The organism is Candidatus Phytoplasma pyri (genome assembly GCF_046600495.1).
Taxonomy (GTDB): Bacteria; Bacillota_I; Bacilli_A; order Acholeplasmatales; family Acholeplasmataceae; genus Phytoplasma; species Phytoplasma pyri.
Map to the genome: position 1 here is coordinate 60,439 of NZ_JBKIOZ010000001.1, position 18,485 is coordinate 78,923.

The 18,485-nt window shown below is 18.8% G+C and carries 29 protein-coding genes, 1 tRNA gene and 1 pseudogene; 28 read left to right on the forward strand and 3 right to left on the reverse strand.

Annotation, left to right across the window (positions count from 1 at the left end; all coding sequences use genetic code 11):
- Window positions 1-218: 218 nt before the first annotated feature.
- The 3 genes from ACLHHF_RS00370 to ACLHHF_RS00380 all read right to left on the reverse strand — a co-directional run bounded on the left by ACLHHF_RS00370 (window position 219) and on the right by ACLHHF_RS00380 (window position 1,352).
- A complete protein-coding gene (locus ACLHHF_RS00370) occupies window positions 219-860 on the reverse strand; it encodes a hypothetical protein (RefSeq protein WP_411307850.1) in 642 nt (213 codons plus the stop codon).
- Window positions 861-959: 99 nt separating this feature from the next.
- On the reverse strand, window positions 960-1,157 hold the full coding sequence (gene rpmF / locus ACLHHF_RS00375) for a 50S ribosomal protein L32 (RefSeq protein WP_411307851.1): 198 nt from the start codon (window positions 1,155-1,157) through the stop codon (window positions 960-962).
- A 118-nt stretch (window positions 1,158-1,275) separates the two neighbouring features.
- Window positions 1,276-1,352: transfer RNA gene (locus tag ACLHHF_RS00380), tRNA-Arg, on the reverse strand.
- 219 nt (window positions 1,353-1,571) lie between these two features.
- On the opposite strand from ACLHHF_RS00380, the gene ACLHHF_RS00385 reads away from it, so the two are divergent.
- The 28 genes and pseudogenes from ACLHHF_RS00385 to ACLHHF_RS00520 form a co-directional block, all read left to right on the forward strand.
- The gene (locus tag ACLHHF_RS00385; RefSeq protein WP_411307852.1) at window positions 1,572-2,399 is read left to right on the forward strand and encodes a sigma-70 family RNA polymerase sigma factor; all 828 of its coding nucleotides are present in this window, start codon (window positions 1,572-1,574) and stop codon (window positions 2,397-2,399) included.
- 342 nt (window positions 2,400-2,741) lie between these two features.
- Complete coding sequence (locus ACLHHF_RS00390; protein WP_411307853.1) at window positions 2,742-3,056, forward strand: single-stranded DNA-binding protein; 315 nt, start codon at window positions 2,742-2,744, stop codon at window positions 3,054-3,056.
- Window positions 3,057-3,087: 31 nt separating this feature from the next.
- Window positions 3,088-3,456 (forward strand): hypothetical protein, encoded by a 369-nt coding sequence (locus ACLHHF_RS00395; RefSeq protein ID WP_411307854.1) that lies wholly within the window; start codon window positions 3,088-3,090, stop codon window positions 3,454-3,456.
- Window positions 3,457-3,549: 93 nt separating this feature from the next.
- Window positions 3,550-3,756: a hypothetical protein gene (locus tag ACLHHF_RS00400; RefSeq protein ID WP_411307855.1), complete on the forward strand. Its 207-nt coding sequence runs from the start codon at window positions 3,550-3,552 to the stop codon at window positions 3,754-3,756.
- A 5-nt stretch (window positions 3,757-3,761) separates the two neighbouring features.
- Window positions 3,762-4,154: a hypothetical protein gene (locus ACLHHF_RS00405; RefSeq protein ID WP_411307856.1), complete on the forward strand. Its 393-nt coding sequence runs from the start codon at window positions 3,762-3,764 to the stop codon at window positions 4,152-4,154.
- 82 nt (window positions 4,155-4,236) lie between these two features.
- Window positions 4,237-4,701 carry a Panacea domain-containing protein gene (locus ACLHHF_RS00410; protein WP_411307857.1) on the forward strand — a complete coding sequence of 155 codons (465 nt, stop codon included), beginning with the start codon at window positions 4,237-4,239 and terminating at the stop codon, window positions 4,699-4,701.
- A 59-nt stretch (window positions 4,702-4,760) separates the two neighbouring features.
- Window positions 4,761-5,231, forward strand: coding sequence for a Panacea domain-containing protein (locus ACLHHF_RS00415; protein WP_411307858.1), 471 nt, complete (start codon window positions 4,761-4,763; stop codon window positions 5,229-5,231).
- Between the two features lie 94 nt (window positions 5,232-5,325).
- Window positions 5,326-5,904 (forward strand): Panacea domain-containing protein, encoded by a 579-nt coding sequence (locus ACLHHF_RS00420; RefSeq protein ID WP_411307859.1) that lies wholly within the window; start codon window positions 5,326-5,328, stop codon window positions 5,902-5,904.
- 2 nt (window positions 5,905-5,906) lie between these two features.
- Window positions 5,907-6,296 carry a hypothetical protein gene (locus tag ACLHHF_RS00425; RefSeq protein ID WP_411307860.1) on the forward strand — a complete coding sequence of 130 codons (390 nt, stop codon included), beginning with the start codon at window positions 5,907-5,909 and terminating at the stop codon, window positions 6,294-6,296.
- 271 nt (window positions 6,297-6,567) lie between these two features.
- A complete protein-coding gene (locus tag ACLHHF_RS00430) occupies window positions 6,568-7,146 on the forward strand; it encodes a Panacea domain-containing protein (protein WP_411307861.1) in 579 nt (192 codons plus the stop codon).
- A gap of 47 nt (window positions 7,147-7,193) precedes the next feature.
- A complete protein-coding gene (locus ACLHHF_RS00435) occupies window positions 7,194-7,829 on the forward strand; it encodes a hypothetical protein (protein WP_411307862.1) in 636 nt (211 codons plus the stop codon).
- Between the two features lie 173 nt (window positions 7,830-8,002).
- Window positions 8,003-8,635, forward strand: a complete 633-nt coding sequence (locus ACLHHF_RS00440; RefSeq protein ID WP_411307863.1) for a lambda-exonuclease family protein — start codon at window positions 8,003-8,005, stop codon at window positions 8,633-8,635.
- Window positions 8,636-8,661: 26 nt separating this feature from the next.
- Window positions 8,662-9,279 (forward strand): dTMP kinase, encoded by a 618-nt coding sequence (gene tmk, locus ACLHHF_RS00445; protein ID WP_411307864.1) that lies wholly within the window; start codon window positions 8,662-8,664, stop codon window positions 9,277-9,279.
- Between the two features lie 152 nt (window positions 9,280-9,431).
- Entirely contained in the window at window positions 9,432-9,575 is a 144-nt protein-coding gene (locus ACLHHF_RS00450; RefSeq protein ID WP_411307865.1) for a hypothetical protein, read from the forward strand.
- A gap of 62 nt (window positions 9,576-9,637) precedes the next feature.
- Window positions 9,638-10,255 carry a hypothetical protein gene (locus tag ACLHHF_RS00455; protein WP_411307866.1) on the forward strand — a complete coding sequence of 206 codons (618 nt, stop codon included), beginning with the start codon at window positions 9,638-9,640 and terminating at the stop codon, window positions 10,253-10,255.
- Between the two features lie 170 nt (window positions 10,256-10,425).
- Window positions 10,426-10,839 (forward strand): hypothetical protein, encoded by a 414-nt coding sequence (locus ACLHHF_RS00460; RefSeq protein WP_411307867.1) that lies wholly within the window; start codon window positions 10,426-10,428, stop codon window positions 10,837-10,839.
- Between the two features lie 101 nt (window positions 10,840-10,940).
- Window positions 10,941-12,176, forward strand: a complete 1,236-nt coding sequence (locus ACLHHF_RS00465; protein ID WP_411307868.1) for an AAA family ATPase — start codon at window positions 10,941-10,943, stop codon at window positions 12,174-12,176.
- 342 nt (window positions 12,177-12,518) lie between these two features.
- Window positions 12,519-12,674 carry a hypothetical protein gene (locus tag ACLHHF_RS00470; protein ID WP_411307869.1) on the forward strand — a complete coding sequence of 52 codons (156 nt, stop codon included), beginning with the start codon at window positions 12,519-12,521 and terminating at the stop codon, window positions 12,672-12,674.
- A 36-nt stretch (window positions 12,675-12,710) separates the two neighbouring features.
- Window positions 12,711-12,833 carry a hypothetical protein gene (locus tag ACLHHF_RS00475; protein ID WP_411307870.1) on the forward strand — a complete coding sequence of 41 codons (123 nt, stop codon included), beginning with the start codon at window positions 12,711-12,713 and terminating at the stop codon, window positions 12,831-12,833.
- Window positions 12,834-12,886: 53 nt separating this feature from the next.
- Window positions 12,887-13,207 carry a hypothetical protein gene (locus tag ACLHHF_RS00480; RefSeq protein WP_411307871.1) on the forward strand — a complete coding sequence of 107 codons (321 nt, stop codon included), beginning with the start codon at window positions 12,887-12,889 and terminating at the stop codon, window positions 13,205-13,207.
- A 95-nt stretch (window positions 13,208-13,302) separates the two neighbouring features.
- On the forward strand, window positions 13,303-13,425 hold the full coding sequence (locus ACLHHF_RS00485) for a hypothetical protein (protein ID WP_411307872.1): 123 nt from the start codon (window positions 13,303-13,305) through the stop codon (window positions 13,423-13,425).
- 44 nt (window positions 13,426-13,469) lie between these two features.
- Complete coding sequence (locus tag ACLHHF_RS00490) at window positions 13,470-13,913, forward strand: hypothetical protein (RefSeq protein WP_411307873.1); 444 nt, start codon at window positions 13,470-13,472, stop codon at window positions 13,911-13,913.
- Window positions 13,914-13,931: 18 nt separating this feature from the next.
- Window positions 13,932-14,354, forward strand: coding sequence for a hypothetical protein (locus ACLHHF_RS00495; RefSeq protein ID WP_411307874.1), 423 nt, complete (start codon window positions 13,932-13,934; stop codon window positions 14,352-14,354).
- A 35-nt stretch (window positions 14,355-14,389) separates the two neighbouring features.
- Window positions 14,390-14,572 (forward strand): hypothetical protein, encoded by a 183-nt coding sequence (locus tag ACLHHF_RS00500; protein WP_411307875.1) that lies wholly within the window; start codon window positions 14,390-14,392, stop codon window positions 14,570-14,572.
- 206 nt (window positions 14,573-14,778) lie between these two features.
- Window positions 14,779-15,957, forward strand: coding sequence for a hypothetical protein (locus ACLHHF_RS00505; RefSeq protein WP_411307876.1), 1,179 nt, complete (start codon window positions 14,779-14,781; stop codon window positions 15,955-15,957).
- Window positions 15,957-16,403 (forward strand): coiled-coil domain-containing protein, encoded by a 447-nt coding sequence (locus tag ACLHHF_RS00510; protein WP_411307877.1) that lies wholly within the window; start codon window positions 15,957-15,959, stop codon window positions 16,401-16,403. Before ACLHHF_RS00505 ends, ACLHHF_RS00510 begins: the two co-directional genes overlap by 1 nt.
- A 121-nt stretch (window positions 16,404-16,524) precedes the next feature.
- Entirely contained in the window at window positions 16,525-17,382 is an 858-nt protein-coding gene (locus tag ACLHHF_RS00515; RefSeq protein WP_411307878.1) for a hypothetical protein, read from the forward strand.
- A 30-nt stretch (window positions 17,383-17,412) separates the two neighbouring features.
- A pseudogene (locus ACLHHF_RS00520) lies at window positions 17,413-18,485 on the forward strand (hypothetical protein); the annotation flags it as partial.

Here is an 18,485-nt window from a genome sequence, read left to right on the forward strand (position 1 = left end):
AAAAATTTTTAAATTAATTTATATTAAGTACTAAAAATATTTTATTTTAAAATAAATTAAAAATTTTTAATAAAATTTTTAATAAAAATTTAAAAACATATTTTATAATAAATTAATATATTTTCATAAAATTAAAAAAATATAAATAATAATAAAAAATTTCAAAATAATAATTTTTTACAATCTCTAAAAAATAAATAATAATTTTGTAAAATTATTTAAAACAATTTTAATTTAGATTTACTCAAAAAACAAAGAATTGTTCCATTTAATAAACCAGTTAATATATTTGGAATAAAATTATAAATAATAGAAAAAATATAATAATGTCCTTTATTAAATAATTGTTGTAAAAAATTAGGTAATTTAATAATTAATTCATCATCATTAGCAAATATGTGAACCCAAATAAAGTAACCAGATAAAGTATGAAATATAGCTTTTAAAGAGAAAATTAAAAATACAGATAAACAAATTTTTTTAAAATGATTATTATTTTGAAAATCATTTAAATAAAATAATCCAGAAATACTATAAGATAAATCTGGTAAAATATAATCTAAAATATAAATCAATATTGAATTAGTGGAATTAATATTAAATAAATCTGACCAAATTTTTAAAGTAAAAAAACTTGCTTTTTGTAAATGATAAAGATTAAATAAAATACAAGATCCTAAACTATACTTAAAACCAAATATAAAACCTATCAAAATTATAGGAAAAACTGAAATTTTAAACATTGTTCCACTACCAAATATATTAAAAGAAAAAAATAAAGTCCAAAAAATATCTAAAAAAATAGCAAAAGAAACTAAAGAAGCTGAAATTGCTGTTTTTTGTAAATTTTTTAATTTCACGTATTTTTTATTAACTCTCTTTATAATTAAAAAATGTTTTATATCAAAAAAATAAAATATTATAATTTTATATAATTAATTAAAATATAATTAAAAAAATTAATCAATTTTTTTATCAGTTTTTTTATTTTCTAAATATAATTTATCTTTATAATAACCACTGTTTTTAGTAACACGATGTGGTAAAGTAAAATTTTTAGTTACAGAACAAACTACTAAATTGGGAGCACTTAGTTTATAATGCGTACGTCTTTTTCTTTTAACAGTTTTACTGGTTCTTCTAAACGGAACAGCCATAATAATTTTCTCCTAATTTCTTGTCAATCATATTAAAATTATATTAAATATAAATATAAAAATTTAAATAATAAATTAATTAAAGTATCATAAAATAAATTTAAAATTTATTATTTAATGGCGTTTGAGAAGGGATTCGAACCCCTGACCGACGGCTTAGAAGGCCGTTGCTCTATCCAGCTGAGCTACTCAAACACTAAAAGTTTCTGCAAATTCAACAACCTATATTATACTTTAAAAAATATTTTTTTTCAAATAATTATATATTAAATTAAAAATTTAATAACAAAATATTAATCATAAGTTTTATAAGTTACCGAAGTGTTTCAAAACTTTGGACTATTTAAAAATTAAATAATTTAACTATTTGAATCGATATTTATATCGATTTTTTTTGTTTTAAAAAGGACAAAAATGTTAAATAAATTAAATACTGAACTTGAAAATACAGTTCAAGCTTTTTTATTAAAACCAAAAAATTTAAAATTACGTGATAAAATTTATGAATTATGTCAAGTATCACTTTTTCATTTAGCTAAAAAATTTAAATTATCTCCAATGTTAGAAATAAATGATTTAATTCAAGAAGGATATTTATGTTTAGATAATTGTTTAAAAAAATACTCTATTAAACATTCTACTAATTTTATTACTTTTTTTTCTAATCAAGCTAAAAGAAAAATGCAAGATTTAATTCGAAAAGTAGTTGGTATTAAAAAACATGAAAAAGAATATAATGATTTAGCAATTCAATATGTTGATTTAGAAGATGAAAATATTGTAACAACTAATTTTAATGAAGAAAATTTTTTAAATCCAAACAAAATATTTATGAACGAAATTAAAGCTAAAAAAATTGCCATTAAAATTAAATCAGCTAAATTAACTAAAAATGAATTACAGGTATTAAGTTTAACTACTAATTTAGATATTAATCAAGGTACTCATGATATATCTTTACCTGAATTAACTAATACTGAAATTGGTAATCGTTTAAATTTAACGAATAAACAAGTAGAAAATTTTAAAAATAAAGCATTTACTAAATTAGAAAAATATTTCAAAATTCAATTAATAACTGAAAATGATGAAAATTATATTCGATTTTATGAAGTAAAAAAATGTTACAATTCTAAAACTAAATTATATAATCAACAACATAAAACCTTAATTGCAATTATTATCAAAACTAACGGATTATGTTTTTTAACTAAACAATTTTATAATAATCATCAAACCTAATTATGATTTATTTTGACCTAAATAAGTCATTAAACTGTTTAAAATATAAAATAATTTAATTAATAAATAAAAAAGTATTAAGAAAAGTTCACATAAAAAAAATAGATTAGGCTTTCAATAATACTAAATTAATTATTAATTAGTTATTTAAATCTTTCTTTGATAATATTAAAATAAAACAAAAACTCTTAGTTTGATAGGAGTTTTTGTTATTTATAAATAACAAAAAAATTGTTATCTTTAAAAATCGAATAATCATTACAAAAACTCCTTATTATTAATTTAATAAGGAGTTTTTTTTATTTAAAATTAAAAAAAAATATAAATTAAAAGGAGAAAAAAATGTTAAATCAAGTTACTTTAATTGGTAGAATTACCAAAGATATTGAATTAAAAACTTTTACTGTTAATGATGAAACTATTAAAAAAGTTGATTTTCAATTAGCAGTTAATAGTTCTAAAGACAAAGTTGATTTTATTACTTGTGTTGGTTTTAGAAAAATTGCTGAAAATATGAAAAGTTTTTTAAAAAAAGGTTCAAAAATTGCTATTATTGGTAAAATTAAAACCAATTCTTTTGAAAAAGATGGTAAAAAACAATTTAGAACTTATGTAACTGTTAATAATATGGTGTTTTTAGATAAAAAAAGTGATTAAATTTTGTTAAAAAAAAAAGGAGAATTTAATTATGTCAAAAAAAAAATTATTAGATTTTGAATGGAGTATAAGTTATTTATTACATTTAATAGAAGAAACTGAATTGAATGAAAGCGTTGATTATTCAACTAAACCAATTCGTGGATTTGTAAATCAATTAAATGAAATGAAATATAGAATAGATGAATTTTTAATCAATGGAAGTGGAATTGATTTAATACCAGATGATGATACTGATTTAGATGTTGCTAAAGATATTGAATCTAAAACTGATAATTTTAATGCACGTTTAAAAAAAATTGCTAATACAATTGGTGATACTGTTGATGAATTAAGATTGCTTACTGAAGATATTACCAATTTAGAAGCCAAAGATGGTTATGAAATTGATGATAAATAATTAATAATTAATTAAATAATTCTAAAATTTTAATTAAATATTTGTATTAAATAATAAAATTTCCTAAAATTTTCGAAAAGAGGTTAGATAAGAATGGAATCACAAAATCCTAATTTATTATTAACAATTTTAAAATTTATTTTAAAATTTTTAAAACAATTTTTTATTTATTTATGTTTATTTTTAATTACATTAGGTTGTTTAATGAAACATTCTTATTTAACTTCGTTTAATCGATTAAAAAAAGGAAATTTTGTTAAACTATACCATTTTTTTAAAAATATTAAAAATAATCATTAAACTAAATGACAATTTTAACAATTTATGAATATATAATACAATTTTATAATTGGATTTTAGAAAGTTTAGTTTTATTAATTGATTTTTATCAAAATAATGCTAATTTTTTAATTCGATTTTTAATTATTTTTATTATTTTAATTTTAATTCCTTATATGTTAAATATTATTGATTTTATTTTAGGAATTATTGGTAAAATTTTTGAAACAATTGGAAATATTATCATAATTATTTTTCAAATTATTTTAAAAATTTTTGGAATTAAACCCAAATCTAAAAAAATAGTTTATTATCAAGATTTAAATGGTATTAAATTTTGGTTTAAAGTTAATTTAGATGGTTCATTAACTCCAATAACTGAAAATTTTATGATTATTCAATCAATTGAAAAAAAATAAAATTTCAAAATTTAATAATTTTACCAATTATAAAATTATTTTATTATTAAATTTAAAAATTAAAATATGAAAGGAATTAATATTGAAAAAAAACGAAATTAACGTCTTTGATGTGGCTAATTATATTATCATAAATTCTAAAAATGATGCTAGTTTAACCCATATGAAATTACATAAGTTAATTTATTATGCTTATATTAAATATTTATTAAAATATAATCGCTCTTTAATCAATGATAATCCGCAAGCTTGGCTTTATGGTCCAATATTTGGTAAATTATATTTGGTTTTAAAAGCATATTATGAAAAAAATATTAAAAAACCACTTATCAATGGCAAAATAAAAAAAATTGATATTAAAAGCAAGGTCATTATTGACGAAGTTTTAAACTTATGTAAAAATTTCGATGGTTACGAATTAGTGGATATTTCTCAGCGTCAGGTTCCATGGATTAAAATTTATCAAAACCGTTATGAAAATAATAATAATATTATTCCGGATTCACTTTTGAAAACTTATTTTTCTAAAAATAACCTTTTGGAATAATATTTAATTACAATTATTGTTTTTTTTATTTTTAAATTTAAAAAGAAAGGAATTTTCAAATGGAAAATAAAGATCAAATCAATGTTTTTAATGTTGTTAATTGTTTGCTTAACGATATTGATACTCAAACTTATCAAGTATCGAATATGAAAATAAATCAATTATTATATTATATTCAAGGTCATTATATTGCTAAACATGAAGAACCATTATTTAATGAGCTCATTGAAGCTTGGCTGTGTGGACCAATTATTCCTCATATTTATGGAAAATTTTTGGAATTCGTCGATCGGCCGATTCCTAATAATTATGTGTGTTTCGAAGCGACTAATAACGCATTAAATCCTTCCGCTAAAAATATTATTTATCAAGTAATTGCTAAATATGCTAATATTTCTCAATATGATTTAAGTGTTATGATTCATAATGCCAGTCCTTGGAAAAATGCATATAATCCTCGTAAACAATGGAAAAATAATTTGATTACGACCCAATTATTAACCGTTTTTTTTAAAAATAAAATCATTTAACCATTTAAACCGAATAAAATTATTAATCAAATTTAAACACCTTAATGGTGTTTTTTTTATTTTTAAATTTAAAAATCGAAAGGAAGTTATTAAAATGGAAAGACAAATTAAAAAAATATCCAAACAACTTAATAAATTAAATAAATCATTTGCATTATTAAAACGAACCTATTATAATGATAGTAATAAACAAAATAAATTTAAAAAGGAGCAAATGATGGAAAATAAAGTTCAAATTAATGTTTTTGATGTAGCTAATTACATTATTAAAAATAATCCTAATATAACTACCCACATGAAATTACATAAAATGATTTATTATGCTTACGCTAAATATTTAGTTCATTATTATCCTACTCCACTTTTTACAGAAAAAATTAGTGCTTGGTTACATGGTCCAGTCGTGAATCGTCTTTATCCTAATTTTAAAAATTTTTATGCTAAACCAATTAATATTTTTACTCCTAAAGGTGATATTAATAAAATTACTCCAGAAATAAAAACAATTTTAGATTTTATTATTCAAAAATATGGCGTTTATACCGCTGGAGCATTAAGAAAAAAAACCCATCAAGAAAAACCTTTTTTAGATGCTTATAAAACTACTTATTGGATTAAAAATATTATTACCAAAAAAAGTATTTATGATTATTTCAAAGATAAAACGATTTAAAGATGAAATATGAGAATAAACCTTTTAAATATTTATTTCTTAAAAAATATATTAATTTAAAACATTATAAATATAATAAAAAACATCGTATTGCTGATTTTGTAAAAAAAATTTTAATTAAATTAGATAATTATGTATATCAAAATTTAACTTGGCGTGAATTATTTAAAAAACGAACAAAATCAAATAAAGGAAAATGCCGCATTATTCCTAGAGAAGATGTTGAAAAAGTTTTTTCTCATTTATTATTATCTGAAGATGACAATGAATTTGATATTTATAAATTGACGTTAGATCAAAAAGTAAGAGTTTGTGGAATAATTGATGATATACAAGGAATATTTTGTATTTTGGTTTGTGATTTAGACCATAAAATTAATGATAAATCATAATTTATTTATTAAAAATTTTATAACTCTTTTAAAAGATTTTTTTTATTTAATTTTTTATAGTTTTTTTTAAAAATAATATAAAAAAAATAATTGAATAACAATTAATAAAAACTCAATTATTTTATGAATAAATTCATATTCAAAAGTTATTTTAGACTATTAAAATGTGAATTTTTATTATATTCATTAGCATCAATATTATTAAGCTACCGATTAAGGTAGTTTTTTTATTTTTAAATTTAAAAATTAAAATCGAAAGGAAGTTATCAAAATGGAAAAAAAAATTAAAAAAATATCAAAACAACTTAATAAATTAAACAAATCATTTGCATTATTTAAAAAAACATACTATAATTCTAATATTAAAAATAATTATAAAAAGGAGCAAATAATGGAAAATAATGAAAATGAAATCAATATTTTTGACATTGCTGAATATATAATTAAAAGAAAACAAGTAAAAGCTTCAAATTTAAAATTAAATAAATTAATTTATTATTGTTATGCCAAATATTTAGTACAAACTCAGGGAAAAAAATTAATTTCAAATCCAGTGCAAGCTTGGATGTATGGCCCTGTTTTTCCTGATTTATACCATGCATTAAAAAAAAATAAAAATAATTTAATTACTGAAATTCCCAATACAAGTAATATAATATTAAATTTTCAACAAATGAAAATTATTAATTATGTGATTTGTAAATATGGTGATTATGATCCGTTTGTTTTAATGGACAAAACTCATAATGAAGACCCGTGGTATGATACCTTTCCGGCGCATAAACTTTACAGTCGTCGTTGTATTAGTGATGAAAAAATTTTAAAATATTATTCTAAAAATCCGGTGTGATAATAAAATTTTTTTGTTAAAAAAAGAAGAAAGTATATTATTGTTTAATGACAATTGAAACAAATGAGAAAATTGAAAAATTTGAATATTTTTTTGACAGAAAAAAATTTATTAAAAATGGTGATTTTGATTTTAGAAATTATGATGTAAATTGTATTACTAATATGGTAAGAATTTTAAATAATTATTGTAAATTGAAATGGTCAGAAATTCAAAAAAATCATAAAGATTTTAATTATCATAAAATAGGAAAAAATATAATAGAAGCGAAAAAAGATTGTTTTGGCGAATTCGATTCTACATTGAATATTTTTATTATGAAATTAACAAAAATTGAACGTTTTTTATTTGTAAAAGTAAAAAATTTTTGTTATCCGATTGGTTATGATAAATATCATTTTTTATATTCTAAAAAATTAAATTGCCAAAAAATAAACGTCAATTCTTTAAAACATTGTTTATATAATCAATTAAGAGTTTTATTATGTAATACAAAAGCTACAAAAATAACTAACGATTTAATAAAAAATCAAATTTCTTTTAAAGATAAAAATGAATTAGAAAATAAAATAAATATAGTTTTAGAAAAATATCACAATCAATTTCCTAATAAATATTATAAAAAGAAACAAGAAATTAAACAAATTATTACTAATCATTTAAATTTTGCTGATAAAAAATGATTAATTAATTTTTTAAAATTAAAATTTAAATACAATTAAAATAATTAATTTTATTAAACGCGAATTTTTATTATATTCATTAACATCAATATTATTAAGCTACCTATTAAGGTAGTTTTTTTATTTTTAAATTTAAAAATTAAAAAAAATGAAATTGAAAGGAAATTATTAAAATGGAAATTAGAACTTTAAAACAACGTAGTAAACAATGGTATCAACACCGTAATAAGTATGTAAATGCTACTGAAATTGCTACAATTACTAATAATGATAAATATCGTAGTTTAAATCAATTAATTCACGATAAATTATTTGGAACTGCTTTTGTTGGTAATAAATTTACTGAATATGGAGTTAAAACTGAACCTATTGCTAAACTTTTTTTTGAAAAAATTAAACAACGTATTTATGAACCAACTATTTTTGTTGATGATAATGATACCTTTTCAGCTTCTTTAGATGGATATGATTCATTTACTAATACTATTTTAGAAATAAAATGTCCTTTTATTGATGAAAACAATCAAATTTCATCAAGTTGGAATAATTTTTTATCAATACGTGAAATTCCATTAAATTATTATTATCAAATGCAATGTCAACTTTATTGTAGTCAAGCTAAATTAGTTTATTTTTTAGTTTATTTAAGTGAAACTAATTATTTTATTGAAAAAGTTTATCCAAATGAAAAAATTTGGAATGAAATGATTAATAAAACTAAAATATATTTAGATTTATTAAATAAAACTAAAAATGAATTATTAAATACCACTTATTTAAAAAATTTAGCTAAAAAAAATCTTTAAATTTAAAATTTAATTAAGGAGAAAAAATGCAATTAATTGTTTTTGAAGGAATTGATGGAACTGGTAAAACTACTTTAATTAAAAATATTAGTCTTATTTTAAAAAAAAATAATCCTAATTCTAAAATTATTCCAATTACAGGATTAGGTTCTTCAACAATTGGTAAATCAATTCGAAAAATTTTTTTATTTAATCCTAAAATAATTTCTAAAACACGTTATTTTTTAAGTTTTGCTAATTTAATTCAAATTCAAAATGAATTAATTCAACCAAATTTAAAAACTAACAATATTATTTTAATGGATAGATATTTAGGTTCAAATTTTGCATATCAAGCTTTTCCTTATCAAATTGACCTTTATTATCAATTATTTCAATTAATTCAAAAACAATTTTTAAAACCTGATTTAACGATTTTAATTGATTTAAATCCTAAAATTGCTTTAAAACGAAAAGGTAATTTAACTGATTTAATTGAAAATAAACCATTAAGTTATTTTGAAAAAGTAGTTAAAGGTTATGATTTATGGTTTAATAATTATCTAAATTCAACTTTTAAATTAAAATTAAATGGTTTAAATTCAATTACTCAAAATCAAACCATTATTATTGATTATTTAAATTTAATTAAACCTTTTAATTAATTAAATTATTTAATTTGTTGATATCAATATTTTTATTAAATGAAAATTATTTTTATTAAAATCCTGATTTATATCAGGATTTTTTTTATTTAAACTAATCAAAATAATATTATTAATTCAATTATTTAAAAAAATATTTTAAGGAGTTATTTATGAAACGAATTATTAAAAAATGCAATAATGGTAATATTTATTATTACTATAAAAATAAAATTAAACGAATTGATAAAAATGGCAAAATTAATTGGTATACTAAACAAATTTTTAAAAAACGTCATTTAAATAATGAAAAATAACACCTAAATATGTGTCTAAACTGTTTAAATTTAATAACTAATTAAAAAAGGAGGAAATATTAATGAATATTAAAAAAACTAAAATTTTCGATAAATTTAAATTATCATTAGTTATTTTATTAGCAATTTTTAGTACCGGAACCTTAGTTTTATGTACTATGAAATATTTTGAAAAACATTTAAAAGACCCTATTAGTATTTATGATATTAAAGATTATCCAAAATTTAACGTTGTTAAAACTGATGGTAATAACTTAACTAAAAAAATCTTTCCATTAACTTTACCAAACTTAAGTCCAAGTACGACAGCTACATTAATTAAAATTACTCATGAAGCTACTTTAAATGCTCCAAATATGGAAATTGAAGTACCAATGTATTTACAAATTAAAAATCATTTTGATACTTTAGGAACTTTTACATTACAAGAAAATGATTTTCAATATGATGTGAAATGTGATTCCACTAAATATGTAGATTCATCTAGACCACAAATGAAATTAATTAATAGAAAAGCTAAAATTGTAATTGATTATCAAATTGAAACTATTCGTGAATTTGAAAATCATAATAATAAATTAGATTTTGTTTCAATTTATGAATTAGTTGATAAAGATGGTAAAAGTTTTGAAGGGTCAACTCCTCAAGTTGTTAAAAATTTAATTAAATTAACTAATTAGTTTAATTAAATTTTAATTTTTTAAATTAACCTTAAGTATCAAACTAACCTTTGATATTTAAGGTTATTATTTTAATCTTTTAAATTTAAAAATATTCAATCATAATAAATTATTATTTTAAATTAAACTTAATAATTTATTAAATAAAAAAAAGAAAGGAATTAAGAAAAATGAACGAATTAGAAAATAAAATTCAAGTTTTAACTAAACAAGTTAAAGAACATACTAAATGGTTAATATATTTAACTGTTTTTCTTTTTAGCATTGTATTGGTTTTATGTTTAATGTCTTATAAATATTATCAAAATACTGAAAAATTAAATAAAGTAAATCAAGATTTTCATGATGAATTACAACAACAAAAATTAAACCAAAAGAAAATCGAAATTTATCAATCATTACCGGTACTTGAAATTAAAGTTGAAAAACCAACCTTAACTGAAACTGAGAAATCAACATCAACTGAAACCGAAAAATCAACATCAACTAAAACTGAAAAACCAACAACAACTAAAACTGAAAAAATAACCACAGTTGAAAAAGAAAAATCCAATGATTCAAAATCTGATAATGATAAAAAATAATTTAAATTTAAAATAAAAAAATCCTAATTATAGGATTTTTTATTTTGAATTAATCAAATTATATTTTTAATATTAAATAAATTTAGAAAGGAAAATTAAAAATGCCAAAAAAAAAATCAGTTTCTAATGAAATTACTCCTAATGAAATTACTCCTAATAAAATTACTCCTAAATCAAATTTAACTATTATAAAAATATTAATATTTGTTTTATTTTGTTTTTTAATTAGTGGAATATTGTATCTTTTATTATTAGAAACTAATATTAAAGATTTAGATAAAAAAGTTACCATAGCTGAAAATGATATCATCAATTTAAAGAAAACTGTTACTGAAATTCAAAAATCTAATGAAACTAATCATAATGATAATAAAATATTAACTAATGATTCTAAAAATAAAAAACAAGTTGAAATTCCTAAATTTAATTTATCAAATTCAAATAAATTTCCAACCTTTGATGATTTAATTGGTTTTAAAGAAGAAAAAATCGCCTTAGATGGTTTTGTTGATTACATTCGTAATAGAGAAAATTACCAAAATATTGGTGATGTTGAACCACCATTAGGTATTTTAATGTATGGTGTTGCAGGTACAGGTAAAACTACTTTAGCTCGAGCTTTGAGTAAAGAAACTAAATTACCTTTTTTTGAAATTTCTAGTAGTATTTTTTCTCAAAAATATAAAGGAATAGCTCCTCAAATGGTTAAAGATTTATTTAATGAAGCTAGAAATCAAGCTAAACAAAAAGGTGGATGCATTATTTTTCTAGATGAATGTGAAACTATTTTCACCAATATTTCTCATTTGGAAGCAGGAAATGAAATTGCCAATGTTGTTAATGCTTTTAAAACTGAAATAACTTCAATGGATAATAATTTAGATAAACCAGTTTTTATAATTGGCGCTACCAATCATATTAACCAATTAGAAGAAGCTATTAAATCAAGATTTACTTATAATGTTGAAGTAAAACCATTTAATCGTCAAGAAAGACAAGAATTTTTAGAATTTTTAATCAAAAAACGTAAAAATCCTTATAGTGATGAAGCTAAAAAATATTTATTTGAAGTAATTAATGTTGTTTTAGATAATTTTAATGGTGATAATAGTTTTTTAAAATCAAATCGTACTTTAGAAAACATTTTAAAAACAACAATTAATGTTTTTGCTAAAAATCGTAAAATTAATATTAATCCTAATCCAAATAATCCAAATGCTAAAACTTATGAATTACGTCAACAAGTTGAAAAAGCTGATTTAAAAACTGCTTATTCAATAGTTGTTTCTAAAGATTTATCGATTTTAGACAAAATTGAAAATTCAAATACTAAATAATTATTTTAGTATTTGAATATTTTTTTAAATTTAAATTAATTAAGTTTTATTTGGCTAAAATTATTTTCTCAATTTAAGAATTTTTTTATTTTTTTTAAAAAAATAAAAAAAATTCGATTAATATTTTAAATTTAATTCATCTAAAAAAACTGGAAAAAAGAACCTTTTATTTATTAATCTTATTTTTTTTTCCTTAAAAGGAAATAAAAAAGAAACTGCTAAATAAATTAAATTATTATGGATTTAAAAATAACGCCATTAAAAAATGTCCTAATTTAAATCCAATCTAAAAATTGACTTTATTAAAAAAATAAATTTTAACTAAAGAAAGGAATGAAATTTATGAAAAAAAATAAATTAAATGCAACTTTAAAAATTAATGTTAATAAATTTCCAAGAATTAATTATTTAATACCTAAAACTGGTTATTTAATTAAATCCAAAAAGAAATATTATCGAAATCGTGATAAAAAAATTAATTTAGAAATTGATTTTTAATTTTTATAAAAATAAAAAATGAAAGGAATTAAAAAAATGAATGATTCAATTGATGAAAAAATGATAGATTTACTAAAAGATATTGTTAAATTAATTAAAATTGTTGAATTTAACGAAACAATAAAATCAACTAAAGATGATAATTCAAAAGATAAATAATTTTTTAATTAATTATTAAAAATATTTTTTAAAAATGAAAGGAAAATAAAAAAATGGATAAAAATAAAAAAAATAATTTATTAAAAAATAAAAAATTTATTGGGAAAATGAATCAATATTTTAATTTAGTTTATGAAAATAGTGAACTTGAATTACGTGAATTTAAATCTTTTTATGAATTAGTATATGAAAGTAAATTTGATATATTTGATTCTTTTTGTAAATTTCTTTTAGAAATTGATAGAAAATTTTTAAATTTTATTAAAAAAAATAAAGATAAAGAAAATATTTTAAAAACAAAAATTCAAAATGAATTTAAATTAACTTTTCAAGAATTCAATGAATTAGATGATGAATTAAATAAAATATCTTAATCTTAATGTTAAAAATCAATATTAGAAATTAAATTTTAAATATTTTTAATATTTAATTAAAAAATATTTTTAAAAAATGAAAGGAATTTAAAAAAATGAATGATTCAATTGATGAAAAAATGATAGATTTACTAAAAGATATTGTTAAATTAATTAAAATTATTGAATTTAATGAAACAATAAAATCAACTAAAGATGATAATCCAAAAGATAAATAATTTTTCAATTAATTATTAAAAATATATTTTAAAAAGGAGAAAATATGAAATTTAAAGATGATGAATTTATTGTTAATCTAAATGAAATTGAATTAAAAGATTTATCGTCATTAGGTAAAGAAAAATTACTTAAATTTTTAGCTCAATCTAAATTTCAAATCTTATTACAATTAGAAAATAATGAAATTGTTGTTGAAACACAACTATTAAAATCAAAATATTTAACCGAATTAGGAAAAGAAAAATTGATTGAATTTTTAGTTCAATCAAAATTTCAAATGTCATTTAAAACCTTTGTTGAAAAAGAATACAATGATTATATAGAATCAAGAATTGAAGCACAAGAGTATTTTTCTCCACCAGATGAAGAATATTTTCGAGATATTTTTGTAGAATATGAATTTCTTTTACCATCAAATTTTGAATTTGCTTTAAACCATCAAGCTATAATTGATATTTATTTTAATGGTGAATTTGATGATTTTTAAAATGAAAGGAAAATAAAAATGGATAAAAATAAAATTATAATGTTAAAAACAAAATTAACTAAATTAAAATGTCAAAATATTGAAATTATTCAAGATAATGAAAATCGAATTAAGGAAATTAATTTTGATTTTAAAGGAATATATATAAATTTACAATTTTTACAAATTGAATTTTATCAAAATGGCAATTTAAAACAAATTCAATGTTTTTGTTGTCGATTAAAACCTAAAAGTAAAGATTTTACTTATCGATTTTATGACGAAAATAATCCAACCAAATTTAGACTTGATTTTTTTTTAATTGTTCCTGGAATTTTCAAATATTTAAAAGTAATTGGTAATATTTTAAAATATGAGTATTTTATTCCAATTATGGACGATAATGACGATGATGATTTAATTTATGATTTAATGTCAACTAAAACTTTTTATATAAAATAAGATATAAAAATAAAACCAAATGAAAGGAAATAAAAATGGGACAAAATCAAAAAATTGATTTATTAAAAGACCAAAAATTTAATCAAGAAATTAGAGAATATTGTTTTTTTTATTATATTGTTAAAACAGAAAAAGATTTTTTAGCATATTCACTTATTAAATTCTTTAAAAAAAATCAATTCGTTTACAAATTGAAATTCAAAAAGAATATCAATTAACTACTCAAGAATTTGACGAATTATTTAAAATAAAATTTATTGAAATTTGTGAAAATAAATCATGATAGCATTAGAAACTAAACTTTTAATATTATTAATTAGTTTAATAATTATTAAATTTATAATGCAAATTTTTATGAAATAAATTATTTAAATTATAAATTCCTTAATATGAATCAAAACTATTAAGAATTGGAGGGAAAAATATGATAGGAATGCTAGATTTGATTAAAATGTATTTTAATTTTAACCATTATTTGACTTGGATAGGTATTGGAATTGGTTTAATTACTATTTATACTTTGATTAGTAAATTTATTTTTGGTAAATTTTCGTTTAAAAGTTTATTTTTCATTATTATTATTATTTTCTTAGCTTTATTTTTAATTAAAACTATTTTTTTTAATCCATATGCTAAAAATAGTGAATATTGTAACAAATTAATTACTAAAACTGATGATGTCTTAAAAAAAGTTGATGAATGTATCAAATCTAAAACTGAATTTGGAAATGAATTATTAAATACTTTAAATATTTATAACGATATGTTAAAAGATTTACAAGATATTAAAGATTTAAACATTCAACAACAAACTGAAATTAAAACTAAAATAGCAACCATTGAAACTGCCATTACTCAAATTAAAACTGATATTGAAACTAAAAATCAAGCTATTATTAAATTAGAAACCATTAAAGAATCCAAAATTAAAGCTAAAACTGAAATTGATAATCAAATTGATGATTTAACTGAAAAATTAAAAGTTGAAACTAATCCTAATATTCGAGCTAAATTAAAAGAACAAATTGCTATTTTAGAAAAAGAACAAGATAAATTAACTAAAGAATTAATTGATATTGATTTAGAAATAAAAAAATTAAATAATGAAATTGATTTTTTAAATAGTAGTCTAAATAATTTGGAAATATGTAAATCAACTCTTGAATTTGATTTAAAAAGGTTACAAAAAATTAACAAAAATGTAGATTTTCAAATTGATTCAATTGAAAAAAGAAAAGAAAGAATTCAAATTGAAATTAACGAAAATGAAATTAAATTACAAGAATTAAAAATCAAAAAAAGAAATTATGAAAATTCTAAAAAAACTTTAAATGAATTATTAACTTATGGTAAAACTTATGAATTAGAAAACGCTTTTAATTTAAAAAATATTGATAAAAGTGTTACTAATTTAGCTAATAATGCAATTAAATTCATTGGTGCAAAATATACTTTTGGCTTAGGTGATAAAGTTTGTAATTATTTTAGTAAATCCAGTAACTCAATTCCAATTATTGATACAACTGCTCTTAAAGTTCCAAATAGTAATCAAATTTTAGAACAAACTTTCAAATCCAAAACTGTGTTGATGGTAAAGCTTTAATGATTGATGAATCAACTTACCAAAGAATTTTAAAAAGTTTAGAAAATGATTTAGCTGATTTAGAAACTGAAATTACTAATACTGAAAATCAACGCCAAGAATTACAACGTAGAATCGAAGGTGCTGTTGATATTGAATATAGAGAAATGGAGAAAAAAATTAATGAAGTAATTAAGTCTAGAAATGATGAAAATGATAATTATATGGAAAAAATATTTAAACGACTTTATGATTACAATAAAATTCAAAAAGATTTTTTAAATAGTAAAGAGGAATTTCAATCAAAAATTAATTATATTTTACCTATATATAATAAAAAATTTCCAGTAAATGAAGAATTAAAATTGGCTATAGATGCCAAACAAGAAGAATTGAAATTAAAAAATCCTTCTTTATCACATTCTGATAAAGTTTATTTAGAAACAAAAGGAATTAAATTTGATTAGGTTTAAAAGTATAATATTCAAATTAAATAATTAATTTGAATATTATTTTTTGCATATTAATACCAAAATTTAATTAAAAAAAGTATCTTTATAATATATTTAAAATTAAAAAAGAAAGGAATTGATTCCAATTACTCAATTTAAAAAAAATTTATTAACTTTAATTAGTATTATTATTTTTTTAATTTTAATTTTAATAATAATTTTTTGTCAAGATTCAAATATAATTAATCCAATATCTAATTCTAAAAATAAAATTCCAATTAATACCAAAAATACTGAAAATAATGAAAATATTAAAAGTATTGAAAATAATGAAAATATTAAAAGTATTGAAAATAATGAAAATAATAATAATAATGAAAATAATAATTCTTTAAATAAACCAAAATCAGTTATTAACGAATTTGAAAATTCTCCTATTACTAAACCAATAATTACTCAAAATCAATTTAATAGTATTGTTGATTATATTGCTAATCCAAATATTACTAAAATTCCTGAATTTATCAAAGTTCAAACTGAAATTGATGCTATTAATAAAATCAAAAAATCTTATCAAAATATTAAAACTTTAGAAAAAGAAAATTTTCAATATATAGAAAAAATTCAAATTAAAATTGATGAATATAAGAAAGAAGAATATGAATATAATATTGAAAAAGAAAAATTTCAAAATCAACAAAACGAATTAATTTCTAAAAAATATGAAATTGAAACAAAAATGAAAAATGAAATTGAAGATAATGATAATTATTCTAAATTAAATCGTGAATTTTTTGATATTGATTTAAAAATAAAAAAATTAAATAATGAAATTAATTTTTTAAATAGTACTTTAGATAATTTAGAAATATGTAAATCAACTCTTGAATTTGATTTAAAAAGAGTTGAAAATATTCAAAACAACAACATTGATAAACAATTTCCAAATTATATCCGAAACCAAATTTTAAAAATTTATGAAATCAAAAATTAAATTAAATTTAAAATTTAGAAAGGAGGTTTTATGTTAAACCAAATCAAAAAAATAATTTTTACTTTAAATTTTGCAGTAATTAGTTTAGTATCTTTAATTTCAATCCTTAGTTTTGGAGTTATTAAAGCTAATTCTAATACTGTTTTTGTTTTTAAAGTTGAAGTAGTTGACGAAATTCAAATCTATGATAATGATGAATATCAACGAAATTTTTACCAAAGATTTCCAAAAGGTATGGAAATTAAACGTTTAAAAGTTCACGAATATACTGAAATTCCTAAATTATTAGAAACTTTTGGTATTAATGGTGTCACTGTTCGTGAAATTCCTAGCTTTAATAAATGTTATGAAAAAAGATTAGAATGGTTTTTTAAAAATCCAGCTTCAAATTTACTTGGAGCTTATTTTGAAGCAAGAAAACCTATATCTTATGATGATAAATCAATTTTATTATATGGAAATTATCAATATACTTTAGAAGATATGTTAGAAACAGGTAAATATAAAATTGAAATTGCTTATATATTTGAAAAAGCTGACAAAATTCCATCTAATTTAAATATTCATCATATTAAAACTACTATTCCATTTAATCAATCTAAAATTGATTATATCAAAAACTATTTAAATATTAATCAAGAAGTTAGATTAAATTCTTATAATGGTAATGCTAATTCAGTTACTATGCCATTACCTTCTAATGCTAATTATAATAACGAACCAGTTGATGTTGTTTATTTTGATAAAGGAAATCGATTTTTAAATCCTAATTATCACGATATTGACGATTTATTAAAATTAGCAAATGGAGCCGATAACGTTTATATTTTTTCATTAACTAATAAAAAACCACAAATGAATGTAATTAATCATTATGTATATGATATTAACGAAATTAAACCATTATTAAAATCTAAATATAATATTGATATTTTAGGTAGTGGTACTATTCCATCTTGTAATTTTGAAAATAATGGTTATTTATGTAAATATATTAAAAATCCTGCTTTAAATTTATTAGGAGTTTATTTTGATTATTATAAAAATGATTTTTATCCAAATGATTATCAATTTACTTTACAAGATATGTTACAAAAACATGA